Genomic DNA, 13,318 nt, shown 5'->3' on the forward strand with positions numbered 1-13,318 from the left:
TGGCCGGAACCCCGCCGATATGCTGGAAGACAGGCCGCGTCACATGGCGCGGCCTCCCGCCATCGAATGCATGAACGATGTCCGCAGGCAGCCACGACGCAGCACCGCACGCCGCCATCGTCCGCGACGACGATGAGGATGACCACGCGCGTTATCTCGTGCGCAATCCGCTGCGGGTGCACCAACTGCTGAGGCAACTGGTCGAGCAGCGTGCGCTGCTCAACGCCCATATCGGCGGACGCGACCAGGGTTTCCCCAGTGCGGTGCTGGAGATCGACGAGGCGCAGGGCCAGTTGCTGCTGGACGGCAGCCCGCACGAGGCCACCAACCGGGCCGCCGAGCAGGCCGGCTACCTGCTGTGCCTTGCACGGCTGGACCGGGTGCTGGTGCGCTTCCACGTCCATCACCTGCGACGCGAACGGAATGGGCGCCACCTCGCCTTCCGCGCGCCGCTGCCCGATTCAATCGTGCACCTGCAGCGCCGCGAGCTCTACCGGCTGGAAACGCCGGTCACCGCATCCCCGCTGCTGCTGTTGCCCGCAGCCGATGGGCGGGTGGCGACGTTGGCGATGCGGGTGGTGGACATCAGCGGCGGCGGGTTGGCCATCACCACGCCCGCAGCCTGCCCGGTTTTCGGCATGCAGAAGCACTACGAAGCCGAACTGTCGCTGCCCGACGGCCCCGACCTGCGGGTCGGCCTGGTCGCCTGCAACCAGCACATCCAGACCCTGCCCAACGGCACCCAGGTGAACCGCGTGGGGCTGCGTTTCGAGCACCTGCCGCGCGGCGGCGACAGGGCCATCCAGCGCTACATTCTCCGCATCGACCGCCAGCGCAGCGCCCGCAGGAACGGCGACGGTTGATGCCGGTATCCGGTAGCGCCGAGCCATGCTCGGCGGCTCTCCTGCCATCAACGCCCGATGCCGGATGCAGGCCGCGCTGCGCGCTCGCCTGGCATGGCCAGGCGCTACCGGGGATACGGGTAGCGCCGAGCCATGCTCGGCGGCTCTCCTGCCATCAACGCCCGATGCCGGGTGCAGGCCGCGCTGCGCGCTCGCCTGGCATGGCCAGGCGCTACAGGGGATGCCGGTAGCGCCGAGCGATGCTCGGCGGCTCTCCTGCCGTCAACGCCCGGTGCCGGATGCAGGCCGCGCTGCGCGCTCGCCTGGCATGGCCAGGCGCTACCGGGGATGCCGGTAGCGCCGAGCCATGCTCGGCGGCTCTCCTTGCCGTCAACGCCCGGTGCCGGGTGCAGGCCGCGCTGCGCGCTCGCCCGGCATGGCCAGGCGCTACCGGGGATGCCGGTCCGGCACTAAAGTCCCGCCCCGTCCGGCCGATATCCAGCCTGAGACCGGCAATCACGGCACCCAGGACACCTCGATGAACGACAAGCACCAGGCAGCTGCCGATACCGGCGGCGAGTTCCTCAGCTTCACCCTCGGCGACGAACACTACGGGGTGGACATCCTCAAGGTGCAGGAGATCCGCGGCTACGACGCCGTCACCCGCGTACCGGATGCCCCTGACTACATCAAGGGCGTCATCAACCTGCGCGGCACCATCGTGCCGGTGATCGACCTGCGCCTGAAGCTGCGCCTGGACAACGCCCGCTACGACGCGTTCACCGTGATGATCGTGCTCAACGTCGAAGAGCGCGTGGTCGGCATCGTCGTCGACAGCGTCTCCGACGTGATCCCGCTTTCGGCCGAGCAGATCCGCCCCACCCCGGAGTTCGGTGCCGCCGTGGACACCCGGTTCATCTCCGGCATCGGCACCCAGGACGACCGCATGCTGATCCTGCTGGACATCGAAACCCTGCTCGACAGCGCCGACGTCGGCCAGCCAGCCGTGGTCGAAGAAGCCGCTGCCTGATCCCCGCAACAAATTCCTTCAGTTCCACCTGGATCTGCCGATAGCGGAGTCAGGGCCCGCCTGCGATGGAGCGCGACTGGGCAGGCCACCCCATCCCCATCCCCGGAGAACCTTTCCATGAAGTCCCTGATCACCGCCGCATCGGCCACCCTGCTGGCTGCCACCGCCCTGACCGTATCGGCCCAGTCCGCCATGATTCCGCCGGAGCTGGCCGCGCGCCAGGTCGGCAAGGAAGGCATGGTCTGCGGCAAGGTGGAAAAGGCCCGTTATGCCGAAGGTTCCGAAGGCCAGCCGACGTTCCTGTACATGGGCGGCGCATTCCCGCGCCACACTTTCTCCGCGCGCATCTCCGGTGCCAACCGCGGCAAGTTCAGCTTCCCGCTGGAAACCCTGGAAGGCAAGGACGTGTGCGTGATCGGCAAGATCGAGCGCGATGCCTCCCGCGCTGAAATCGAAGTCAGCTCCCCGGCCGGGCTGAAGCTGGCCGACATCAAGTAATACGACCTGTCCCGCCACGCCGGCCCGCCCGGCGTGGTCGCTGCACCCGGGCCATGTCGGCCCGGACGCGTCCGTCATTGGAGACTGCAACGCCCATGCGCTGGATCAACGACCTCAAACTGATGCCCAAGCTGCTGGCCACCTTCGGTGTCCTGCTGTTGGTGATGCTGCTGCAGGGCATGGTGGCCTACCGCGGCCTGCACTCGCTCAACGACGTGACCACGACACTGGCCGGCAAGCGGATGGAAAGCATCCGCATGGCCGGCGAGATGCGCGGACTGCTGGGTGAGTACCGCAACTCCTCCTACCAGCAGCTGATCCGCGCCAGCGAGGACGTCAAGGCCGAAGCGCGTGCCGGCGTGGCCGACATGCGCAAGCAGCTGGATGCATCCATCAAGGCCTACCCGGCCCTGATCGACGGAGGGCAGCAGAAGGCCCTGTTCGACACCTTCGTCAAGGACTGGAACGACGCACTGGCATCCTACGACTCGGTCAGCGAGATGCTGGAGCTGCAGCTGCCCGACGACGCCGTCGATACGTTCGTTGGCGAAACCCGCGCCAAGCACCGCAAGTCCGCCGCTGCGCTGGAAGCACTGATCGCCGAAGACAACCGGCTTGCCCGCGCCGCGCGCGAAGAAGCTGAATCCACCTATGCGACCTCGGCCACGCTGATCGTCATCGCCCTGCTCGGCGGCACCGCGCTCGGCTTCGTACTGGTCTGGCTGTTCGCCCGCGCCCTGGTCGGCAGCGTACGGGGTGCGGTATCGGTCGCCAACGACGTGGCCAGTGGCAAGCTGGACGGCCATATCGACACCACCCGCTCGGATGAAGTGGGCGACCTGCTGCAGGCCATGCAGCGCATGCAGCGGGACCTGCGCGAACGCATCGAACGCGACCAGGCCATCGCCAGCGAGAACCTGCGCATCCGCACCGCGCTGGATTACAGCTCCACCGGCGTGTTCCTCAGCGATGGCGACCAGCAGATCGTGTACGCCAACCGTGCCCTGCAGCAGTCGCTGAGCGACCATGCCGACGAGGTGCGCAAGGACCTGCCCGAGTTCGACCACGAAACGCCACTGGTGGGCCGCTCGGCCGCCGAACTGGAGCATGGTGGCAAGCTCGACCCGGCGCTGCTGGCCGAGCTGGCCCGTGCCGGCGTGGCCCGCCGCGAGGTCCAGTATGGCCAGGCGCAGTTCGCGCAGGTCATCTCCACCATCCGCAACGAAGCAGGCGAGACCGTTGGCCATGTGACCGAATGGCGCGACCGCACGCCCGAAGCGGCGGTGGAGGCCGAGGTTGCCCGGGTCATCGCCCAGGCAGCGGCCGGCGACCTGACCGGACGCATCGATGATGCCGACAAGGACGGCTTCTTCCTGCAGCTGGCCCGGCAGATCAACGGCCTGCTGGACGCCAACGCATCCAGCATCGACCAGGTCTCCCAGCTGCTGGCCGCACTGTCGCGCGGTGACCTGACCGTCCGCATGCAGGGCGACTACCAGGGCGTATTCGCCCGGATGCGCGATGATGCCAATGCGACGGCCGAACAGCTGAGCGGCATCGTCACCCGCATCAAGCATTCCAGCCGCGCCATCAACTCGGCGGCGGGTGAGATCGCCAGCGGCAACAACGACCTGTCGCGCCGCACCGAACAGCAGGCCGCCAACCTGGAAGAAACCGCCGCCTCGATGGAGGAACTGACCTCCACCGTGCGCCAGAACGCCGAGCACGCCCGCCAGGCCAACCAGCTGGCCATCGGTGCGGCCGGCGTGGCCTCGCAGGGTGGCGACGTGGTCGGCCAGGTGGTCACCACGATGTCCGCCATCGAAACCTCGTCGAAGAAGATCGGCGAGATCATCTCGGTCATCGACGGCATCGCCTTCCAGACCAACATCCTGGCACTCAACGCCGCCGTCGAAGCCGCCCGTGCCGGTGAGCAGGGCCGCGGCTTCGCCGTGGTCGCCAGCGAGGTGCGCACCCTGGCGCAGCGCTCGGCCGCCGCCGCCAAGGAGATCAAGGGCCTGATCGACGATTCGGTCGGCAAGGTCGCCGACGGTTCCGCATTGGTGCACAAGGCCGGCACGACCATGGCCGAGATCGTCGCCTCGGTGCAGCGCGTGACCGACATCATGGCCGAGATCTCCGCCGCGTCGCAGGAGCAGAGCGCGGGCATCGAACAGGTCAACCAGACCGTGGTGCAGATGGACGAAACCACCCAGCAGAACGCCGCACTGGTGGAAGAAGCCACCGCCGCGGCGCGTGCCATGGAAGAACAGGCCGGCCACCTCAGCGAGGCGGTGTCGGTGTTCCAGCTGGACGAGGCCGACCAGCCGCACGACGCGCCGGTTGCCACCCGCACGCGCGTCGCAGCCGCGCCGGCACCCGCCGCGACCCCGTCGCGCCGTCCGCCAAGCCGCCAGACGGTAACCGAACTGGCCGACGGCGACTGGCAGGAGTTCTGATAGATAAAAAGGGGACGGAGGGGATTAAGTGGCAATTGGCCAGCTTCGAGCTGGCCAATTGCCACTTAATCCCCTCCGTCCCCTTTTTTGCCTCAACTGTTGCTGTCTTCGGCCGATAACAGGGGTGACGCGCTCCCCCTTTTCCCCGTTCCGGCCTCGCTCCATGACGTTCAATCATTACTGGCACCAGTACTTCGACAATCTGTCGGTCCGACGCAAGCTCAACCTGCTCACGCTGTTGATCGCCATCGGCATCGTCGCCTTGTCGGTGGTCGCCGCTCGCATGCAGTACCTGGACCTGACCGACACCCGCAAGGCGTCGCTTGCCGTCCAGGTGGAGCTGGCCGAAGGCGTGCTGGCCCACTACCATCGCCTGGCCAGCACCGGTGAACTCAGCGAAGAGGTGGCCAAGACCGCCGCGCTGCAGGCGCTGGATTCGATGCGCGCGGAGAAGGACACGTATTACTACAACGTCCTCGACACCGATTACACGCTGCTGATGCATCCGTTCGCCGCGGACCGCGTCGGCAAGGTCCAGAAGGACTACAGGTCGGCCGATGGCATCCAGACCTACTACCTGCAGGTCGGCATGGCGCGCCTGGGCGGCGGCTATGTTCCGTACCAGACCAGCAGGCCCGACAGCGAAAAAGTCGACAAGATCACCTACGCGCACCTGTTCGCACCCTGGCAGTGGGTGGTCACCAGTGGCATGTACATGGACGACGTGCAGGCACAGGCCTGGGCCTTCACCCTGGTGATGGCCGCCACCGGTGGTGGCGTGCTGCTGCTGGTACTGGCGCTGAGCTGGGTGATCGGCAACCGCATCGCCGACCCGCTGCGCAGGGCCACGCGGATCGCCGAGGGCATCGCCGCCGGAAAGCTGGACAACAGCATCGGCGCGCAGCCGAGCGATGAAACCGGTCGCCTGCTGGCAAGCATGGCGCGCATGCAGGACCAGCTGCATGCAGTGATTGCCGGCCAGCGCGAAATGGCCCGCCGCCACGAAGCCGGTGAGCTGGGCTACCGCATCGACGCCAGCATCATCCCCGGCGAGTACGGGCAGATGGTGCGCGACACCAACAGCCTGGTCGCCAGCCATGTACAGACGCTGCACGACGTACTCACGGTGGTGCAGCAGTATGCCGTGGGCGACCTGCGCGGGGATATCGCACGCTACCCCGGTGAGAAGGCGCTGATCACCAGCACCGTCGACACGGTCAAGGGCAACCTCGGCCGCATCAACGCCGAAATCAAGCGACTTGCCAGTGCCGCCGCCGCCGGTGACTTCAGCCAGCGTGGCGATGCCATGCAGTTCGAGCACGACTTCCGCACCATGGTCGAGAACCTCAACGCGATGATGGCGGTGAGCGACGACAACCTGGGCAAGCTGTCGGCGTTGTTGTCGGCGATCGCCGAAGGCGACCTGACGGTGCGCATGCACGGTGACTTCCAGGGCGTGTTCGCCAGGATGCGCGATGATGCCAATGCCACGGTCGCCCAGCTGACCCGTATCGTCGGCCAGATCCAGGCCGCGACGAGCAGCATCACGTTGGCATCGGGCGAGATCGCCAGCGGCAACAATGACCTGTCGCGGCGCACCGAACAGCAGGCGGCCAACCTGGAAGAAACCGCCGCCTCGATGGAGGAACTGACCTCCACCGTGCGCCAGAACGCCGAGCACGCCCGCCAGGCCAACCAGCTGGCCATCGGTGCGGCCGGCGTGGCCTCGCAGGGCGGCGACGTGGTCGGCCAGGTGGTCACCACGATGTCCGCCATCGAGGCATCGTCGAAGAAGATCGCCGAGATCATCTCGGTCATCGACGGCATCGCCTTCCAGACCAACATCCTGGCGCTCAACGCCGCCGTCGAAGCCGCCCGTGCCGGTGACCAGGGCCGCGGCTTCGCCGTGGTCGCCAGCGAGGTGCGCACGCTGGCGCAGCGCTCGGCCGCCGCCGCCAAGGAGATCAAGGGCCTGATCGATGCCTCCGTCGACAAGGTCGCCGACGGCTCCCGGCTGGTGCATGACGCCGGCACCACGATGGGCGAGATCGTCGCCTCGGTGCAGCGCGTCACCGACATCATGGCCGAGATCTCCGCCGCCTCGCAGGAACAGAGCGCGGGCATCGAACAGGTCAACCAGACCGTGGTGCAGATGGACGAAACCACCCAGCAGAACGCCGCGCTGGTGGAAGAAGCCACCGCCGCGGCACGCGCGATGGAAGAACAGGCGGCACAGCTGGCCGATGCAGTGGCGATCTTCCGGCTGGACAACCGGGTCGACGCGGCCGTCCGCGCCGTCGCTGCCCGGGTGGAAACGGCCATGCCCACCGCTACTGCCGCCCTGTCCAGGCGCCCGGCGCCACGCACGACACACCGCCAGCCACCGGCGTCCCGCCCGCTACCTACCCCCGACGACGGCAACTGGCAGGAATTCTGATTGCCCCGGCGCGGCCCCGCCTCCGCGCCCTCTCCCCCGCCCTGGACACACAACGTGACCCTGCCGCCCTCCTCCATCGTCCGCAGCGAAAACCGCGAGTTCGATTTCGCCGACCGCGATTTCCGCCGCGTCTGCGAGCTGATCTACCAGCGTGCCGGCATCGCGCTGGCGCCCGCGAAGCGCGACATGGTCTACGGACGCCTGTCGCGACGGCTGCGTGCGCTGGGCCTGCGCAGCTTCCAGCATTACCTGGACCATCTGGAAAGCGGCGGCGACGACGAGTGGCAGGCCTTCACCAACGCGCTGACCACCAACCTCACCGCCTTCTTCCGCGAGCCGCATCATTTCGACAGGCTGCGCGAGGAACTGCAGCGCCATGCGGCCAGCGCGACCGGCAGCAACCCGCTGCTGTTGTGGTCCTGCGCTGCGTCCACTGGCGAAGAACCGTATTCGATGGCGATCACCGCGTGCGAGGCCTTCGGCACGCTGACACCCCCGGTGCGCATCGTCGCCACCGATGTCGACACCCAGGTACTGGCAACCGCCGCGCGGGGTGTCTATGCGCTGGAACGGGTGACCGGCGTGGAACCCGCACTGCGCCGCCGCTACTTCCAGCGCGGTACCGGCCCCAACGAAGGCCAGTGCCGCGTGCTGCCGACATTGCGCGGGATGGTCGACTTCCGCCCGCTGAACCTGCTTGCCCCGCGCTATGACATTGGCGGTCCGTTCACCGCGCTGTTCTGCCGCAACGTGATGATCTACTTCGACAAACCCACCCAGCGCGGCATCCTGGGCCGGCTGGTGCAGCACCTCTCGCATGACGGGCTGCTCTACACCGGCCATTCCGAAAACTACCTGCATGCCGCCGACCTGATCGCGCCCTGCGGCCGCACGCTGTACCGCCGGGCAACGGGAGCACCTGCATGAACCTGGCCCTGCGTGGCGACGATGTCATGCGCTACTTCGACAGCCGCTTCAAGGTGACGGCCGCGAAGCTGCTGCCGACCCAGTACCTGGTGGTGGACGATGACACGGCGTTGACCACCATCCTCGGCTCCTGCGTGGCGGCATGCCTGCGCGACCCGCTGCTGCGGATCGGCGGCATGAACCATTTCCTGCTGCCCGAAGGCAATGTCGGTGACGGCGCACCCGCGCGCTATGGCAGCTATGCGATGGAACTGCTGATAAACGACCTGCTGAAGCGCGGCGCGAACCGCAAGCGCCTGGAAGCCAAGGTGTTCGGCGGCGCCAACGTACTCAAGGGCTTCACCAGCAATCCCGTTGGCACCCGCAATGCCGAATTCGTGCGCCAGTACCTGCAGGCCGAGCACATTCCCATCGTCGCCGAGGACCTGTGCGGCATCCATCCCCGCAAGATATGGTTCTTCGCCGACAGCGGCCGCGTGGTGGTCAACCGCCTTCCGCATGCACACGAGGCCGAGGTGGCCGCCGCCGAATCGGCGGTGCGTGCACGCCTGTCCAAGGCGCCGGTCACCGGTGGCGTGGAGCTGTTCGAATGAGCGTGGTCCCGCCATGCCGCGTGCTGGTCGTCGACGATTCGGCCGTGGTACGGCAGATCCTCAGCGAGATCCTGGCCAGCGATCCGGGCATCGAGGTGGTCGGTACCGCGGCTGATCCCCTGCTGGCCCGCGACAAGATCAAGCGGCTGGCGCCGGACGTGATCACGCTGGACGTGGAAATGCCGCGCATGGACGGCCTGGCGTTCCTGGAGAACCTGATGCGCCTGCACCCGTTGCCGGTGGTGATGATTTCCTCGCTGACCGAACGCGGCGCCGACACCACCCTGCAGGCCCTGGCACTGGGCGCGGTGGATTTCGTCTCCAAACCGAAACTGGACGTCAGCCGCGGGCTGCAGGCCTACGCTGATGAGATCATCGAGAAAGTGAAGGCCGCTGCGCGCTCCCGGGTGCGCGCCCTGGTACGCGTGCCCGTCGCGCCGAAGCTGACGCTGGCTCCGCAGGCGCCTGCCGCATCGCGGTCGTCGCAGTTCCGCACGACGGATCGGCTGATCGCCCTGGGCGCTTCGGCCGGCGGCACCGAGGCGCTGCGCGTGGTACTGGAAGGCTTGCCAGCCGACGCACCGGCGGTGGTGATGACCCAGCACCTGCCAGCGACCTTCAGCGGTGCGTTCGCCGAGCGGCTGGACCGGCACTCGGCGATGGCGGTGCGCGAGGCCAGCGATGGCGAGGCGGTGCTGCCCGGCCATGCCTACCTGCCGCCCGGTGGCAGGCACCTGCGGGTAATCCGCGACGGTGCGCGCTGGCGTTGCCGGGTCGATGATGGTCCCGCGGTGAACCGGCACAAGCCGGCAGTGGACGTGTTGTTCCAGTCCGTGGCGCTCAGTGCCGGCGCCAACGCCATCGGCGTGATCCTGACCGGGATGGGCGATGACGGTGCGCGTGGCCTGCTGCAGCTGCGCCAGGCCGGCGCACCGACGCTGGTGCAGGACGAAGCCACCTCGGTGGTATGGGGTATGCCGGGCGCGGCGATGAAACTCGGCGCAGCCGACGAAACCGTACCGCTGGAGAAGATCGCCGAACGGCTGCTGGCGCTGGCGCGGGTGTAGAGCGGGGCCATGCCCCGCTGCGTTTCGCGCCCCAGACCCGGTAGAGCGGGTCCATGACCCGCTGCTCTTCATTGGGGCCTCGTTGCGCGGCCGCCGGCCATGGCCGCCCGAAAAGCAGCGGGTCATGGACCCGCTCTACCATTCGGCATGGCGCCCGCCGCGAGGGGGTCCTACCGGTTCGCAACACCCCAATACAACCGCATCGGGTTATCCACCAGCAGCCTGCGCTGCAGCTCCGCCGTCGGCGCGATATGCGGGATCACGTCCACCAGCTGCCCATCGTCGGGCATGTGCTGCTTCATGTTCGGGTGCGGCCAATCAGTACCCCACAGCACCCGGTCCGGGAAGCGTTCCACCAGGTGGCGTGCAAACGGCACCACGTCCGCATAGTCGGGCGGCCCTAGGCGTGACAGCCGCTCCGGACAGCTGACCTTGCTCCAGACGTTCTCGTTTTCATCCATCAACTGCACGAAACGCTGGAATGCCGGCCCGTCAACCGGCTGGCTGACATCCGGACGCCCCATGTGGTCGACCACCACGGTGACCGGCAACGAACGGAAGAAGTCCCAGCGCTCGTCCAGGTCAGCGGCCTCGAAGTACACCACCACATGCCAGCCCAGCGGCGCGATGCGCTCGATGATCGCGTGGTAATACGCGTCCGGCTTCGGATCCACCAGCCGCCGCACGAAATTGAAGCGCACGCCGCGCACGCCCGCGGCATGCAGCGCCTGCAGCTCGGCATCGCTGACCGTGTCGCGCACCGTCGCCACGCCACGGGCGAGGCCGCCGGCAGACTGCAGCGCGTCCACCAGGGCACGATTGTCGGCGCCATGGCAGGTCGCCTGCACGATCACGTTGCGACTGAAGCCAAGGAAGTCGCGCAACGCGAACAACTGCTCCTTGCCGGCGTCACACGGGGTGTACTTGCGCTCCGGTGCATACGGGAACACCTCGCCCGGGCCGAACACATGGCAGTGCGCATCCACCGCCCCGGCCGGCGGCACGAACCGCGGCCGGCTGGGCTCGGCGTGGAAATCCAGCCAGTCCGCGTCCTTCTGGAAGGCGGCCATCACAGCCCCCTCGCCTTCAGCTGCGCGTCCAGGCGCGGATAGACCCGGCGCGCATTGCCTTCGAACACCTTGCGGCGATCGGCCCCGGAGATATCCAGCGCCTCGACGTAGCGCTTGGTATCGTCGAAGTAAAAGCCGGTCTCCGGGTCGATGCCACGCACCGCACCGACCATTTCCGAGCCGAACAGGATGTTGTCGATGTCGATCACCTTGAACAGCAGGTCGATGCCCGGCTGGTGGTACACACAGGTATCGAAGAACACATTCTTCATCACATGCTCGGCCAGTGGCGGTTTGCCCAGCATGTCGGCCAGGCCGCGGAAGCGCCCCCAATGGTACGGGACCGCGCCACCGCCGTGCGGGATGATGAAACGCAGCGTGGGGAAGTCACGGAACAGGTCGCCCTGCAGGAACTGCATGAATGCCGTGGTGTCGGCGTTGAGGTAGTGCGCACCGGTGGCATGGAAGTTCGCGTTGCAGCTACCCGATACATGGACCATCGCCGGCACGTCCAGCTCCACCATCTTTTCGAAGAACGGATACCAGGCACGATCGGTCAGCGGCAGGCCGTTCCAATGGCCACCGGACGGATCCGGGTTGAGGTTGCAGCCAACGAAGCCGAGCTCCTGCACGCAGCGCTCCAGCTCGGCGATCGAATGGGCGATCGGTACGCCCGGCGACTGCGGCAACTGGCACACGCCGATGAAGGTTTCCGGGTACAGCCCCACCACCCGCGCGATCAGGTCGTTGCAATGGCGCGTCCACGCCGCACTGACCCGCTCGTCGCCGATGTGGTGGGCCATGGTGCTGGCACGCGGCGAGAAGATGGTCATGTCCGCGCCGCGCTCGCGCAGCAGGCGCAGCTGGTTGGATTCCACGCTGTCGCGCAGTTCGTCGTCGCTGATCAGCGGATAGACCGGTGCCGGCAGCGTGGCGTCCTTGAAATGCGCGACCTGCGCCTTGCGGAACGCGTCATGGGCGCCGGGTGCGGTGGTGTAATGGCCGTGGCAGTCGATGATCATGGGGGATCTCCTGGGAACGATGGATCACCAGCCGAACAGCTGGGCGAAATGGACGTCCATGCGCAGGCCGACGATCAGCGCATCGTGGATGTCGGTGGTGCGGGTGGGCGCGTAGATGGGGTCTGGATTGATCACGTACTGCAGGTTGGGCATCAGCCGGATGCCCTTGTGCACCGCCCAGCCGTAGCTGAGCTCGGCGATGATCTCATCGGCATTGGGCGCACCGCTGCCGCCATTGCGCGTCCGGCGATCGCGCAGGAAGGCGACCTGCTCGTCGCTGAAGTGCGTGTTGGAAATGAACATCGCCAGGGTGTCCTGGTCACGCCCGGCGAACGTGCCGGTCTGGACGAAGCCGGCCGACACGAAATGGTCCACTGGCGCCTCGTTGCCGGTGTTGACGTAGGCCCGCGCGAACAGCGCCAGGTTGCGCTCGCCCTCGCCGCGCAACACGGTCTGGTCGGCCATCGCATACCAGCCGATGCGCGCGCCATCCTGCATCGCGGTGGCCTTGCCGGTCAGCGCGGCCGAGTTGCCGTCGGCATCGAAATACGAGCTCTTGCCGCCATCGCTGTTGCGGTACATGCCCACGCGGTAGGTCCGTGGCAGGCGGTCGTTGGCGAAGCTGGTCTGGTAACCCGCCTCATAGGCGCTGATGGTGCCGGTGCCCTCGCCCACCGAGAAGTCCAGGCCGTTCTTGCCGGCCTTGTTGAGCTCGTTGTTGTAGTCGAATGCACCGCCCTGGGCGTACCAGCGATCATTGAAGTCATAGCGCAGGATCGCCGCCCACGACGAGTTCGGGTACGCGGTGATGCCCAGGTCGGTGATCGCACCGTACGGCGTCAGGCACATCGCGTTGCTCATGAACACGCAGTTGAGCGGCGAACTGTTGAAGTAGCTGTTCACCGGGGCGCGGCCGGCAGTGATGCTGAAGCCGTTGTCGAAACGATGCCGCACGGTGAGCCGGGTCAGCCGGCCCCCGGCGACCGGGCGCCAGGTCTGCTGGGCGCTGATCGAATTGCCGATCTTCTCGCGCGCCAGGTTGCGCCCGGCGAACCACGCCCACTGCGCGTCCACGTCGGTGTTGTGCACGCCGAACAGCGTGTCCAGGTCGAACTTCGACTGGGCCATCACCCAGTACGACCCTTCGGTGCCCTGTTCGACACCGCCGACCGGGTTGGATGCCACGTTGCCGACCAGGTCCAGGGTCAGGTCGATACCCTCGGGAATGCCGCGCTCGGCGGCCATGGCCGGCCCGGCGGCCAGTGCGGCCCCGGCCAGCAGGAACAACGGATTACGCAGGAATGCAGACATGAAACCTCCCTCCCCGACGCCAACGGCGCCAGGTCGTTGCAATGGTCCAGGCACTGCGGGCA

Annotated in this window: 11 protein-coding genes; 8 read left to right on the forward strand and 3 right to left on the reverse strand. The window is 67.3% G+C overall.

Annotated elements, in window-relative coordinates; all coding sequences use genetic code 11:
* Window positions 1-77: 77 nt before the first annotated feature.
* The 8 genes from H4O11_RS05470 (at window position 78) to H4O11_RS05505 (ending at window position 9,853) form a co-directional block, all read left to right on the forward strand.
* Window positions 78-863, forward strand: coding sequence for a flagellar brake protein (locus tag H4O11_RS05470; RefSeq protein ID WP_182338325.1), 786 nt, complete (start codon window positions 78-80; stop codon window positions 861-863).
* A gap of 517 nt (window positions 864-1,380) precedes the next feature.
* Window positions 1,381-1,872 (forward strand): chemotaxis protein CheW, encoded by a 492-nt coding sequence (locus tag H4O11_RS05475; RefSeq protein WP_182338326.1) that lies wholly within the window; start codon window positions 1,381-1,383, stop codon window positions 1,870-1,872.
* 117 nt (window positions 1,873-1,989) lie between these two features.
* Window positions 1,990-2,370, forward strand: a complete 381-nt coding sequence (locus H4O11_RS05480) for a hypothetical protein (RefSeq protein WP_182338327.1) — start codon at window positions 1,990-1,992, stop codon at window positions 2,368-2,370.
* A 95-nt stretch (window positions 2,371-2,465) separates the two neighbouring features.
* Window positions 2,466-4,829 carry a methyl-accepting chemotaxis protein gene (locus H4O11_RS05485; protein ID WP_182338328.1) on the forward strand — a complete coding sequence of 788 codons (2,364 nt, stop codon included), beginning with the start codon at window positions 2,466-2,468 and terminating at the stop codon, window positions 4,827-4,829.
* Window positions 4,830-4,992: 163 nt separating this feature from the next.
* Window positions 4,993-7,266, forward strand: a complete 2,274-nt coding sequence (locus tag H4O11_RS05490) for a methyl-accepting chemotaxis protein (protein WP_182338329.1) — start codon at window positions 4,993-4,995, stop codon at window positions 7,264-7,266.
* 60 nt (window positions 7,267-7,326) lie between these two features.
* Entirely contained in the window at window positions 7,327-8,193 is an 867-nt protein-coding gene (locus H4O11_RS05495) for a CheR family methyltransferase (RefSeq protein ID WP_182338433.1), read from the forward strand.
* Window positions 8,190-8,786: a chemoreceptor glutamine deamidase CheD gene (gene cheD, locus H4O11_RS05500; RefSeq protein WP_182338330.1), complete on the forward strand. Its 597-nt coding sequence runs from the start codon at window positions 8,190-8,192 to the stop codon at window positions 8,784-8,786. The genes H4O11_RS05495 and cheD overlap by 4 nt, the downstream gene beginning before the upstream one ends.
* Complete coding sequence (locus tag H4O11_RS05505) at window positions 8,783-9,853, forward strand: protein-glutamate methylesterase/protein-glutamine glutaminase (RefSeq protein WP_182338331.1); 1,071 nt, start codon at window positions 8,783-8,785, stop codon at window positions 9,851-9,853. The genes cheD and H4O11_RS05505 overlap by 4 nt, the downstream gene beginning before the upstream one ends.
* Window positions 9,854-10,023: 170 nt before the next feature.
* Here the strand turns inward: H4O11_RS05505 and H4O11_RS05510 are convergent, their stop codons facing one another.
* Genes H4O11_RS05510 through H4O11_RS05520 form a run of 3 tightly spaced genes read right to left on the reverse strand, consistent with a single transcriptional unit; the run spans window position 10,024 to window position 13,256 of the window.
* Window positions 10,024-10,923 (reverse strand): amidohydrolase family protein, encoded by a 900-nt coding sequence (locus tag H4O11_RS05510; protein WP_182338332.1) that lies wholly within the window; start codon window positions 10,921-10,923, stop codon window positions 10,024-10,026.
* Complete coding sequence (locus H4O11_RS05515) at window positions 10,923-11,945, reverse strand: amidohydrolase family protein (protein ID WP_182338333.1); 1,023 nt, start codon at window positions 11,943-11,945, stop codon at window positions 10,923-10,925. Before H4O11_RS05515 ends, H4O11_RS05510 begins: the two co-directional genes overlap by 1 nt.
* A gap of 24 nt (window positions 11,946-11,969) precedes the next feature.
* On the reverse strand, window positions 11,970-13,256 hold the full coding sequence (locus H4O11_RS05520; RefSeq protein WP_182338334.1) for a carbohydrate porin: 1,287 nt from the start codon (window positions 13,254-13,256) through the stop codon (window positions 11,970-11,972).
* Window positions 13,257-13,318 lie beyond the last annotated feature (62 nt).

This window comes from Stenotrophomonas tumulicola (assembly GCF_014117215.1).
In the GTDB taxonomy this organism is placed as follows: Bacteria; Pseudomonadota; Gammaproteobacteria; order Xanthomonadales; family Xanthomonadaceae; genus Stenotrophomonas; species Stenotrophomonas tumulicola.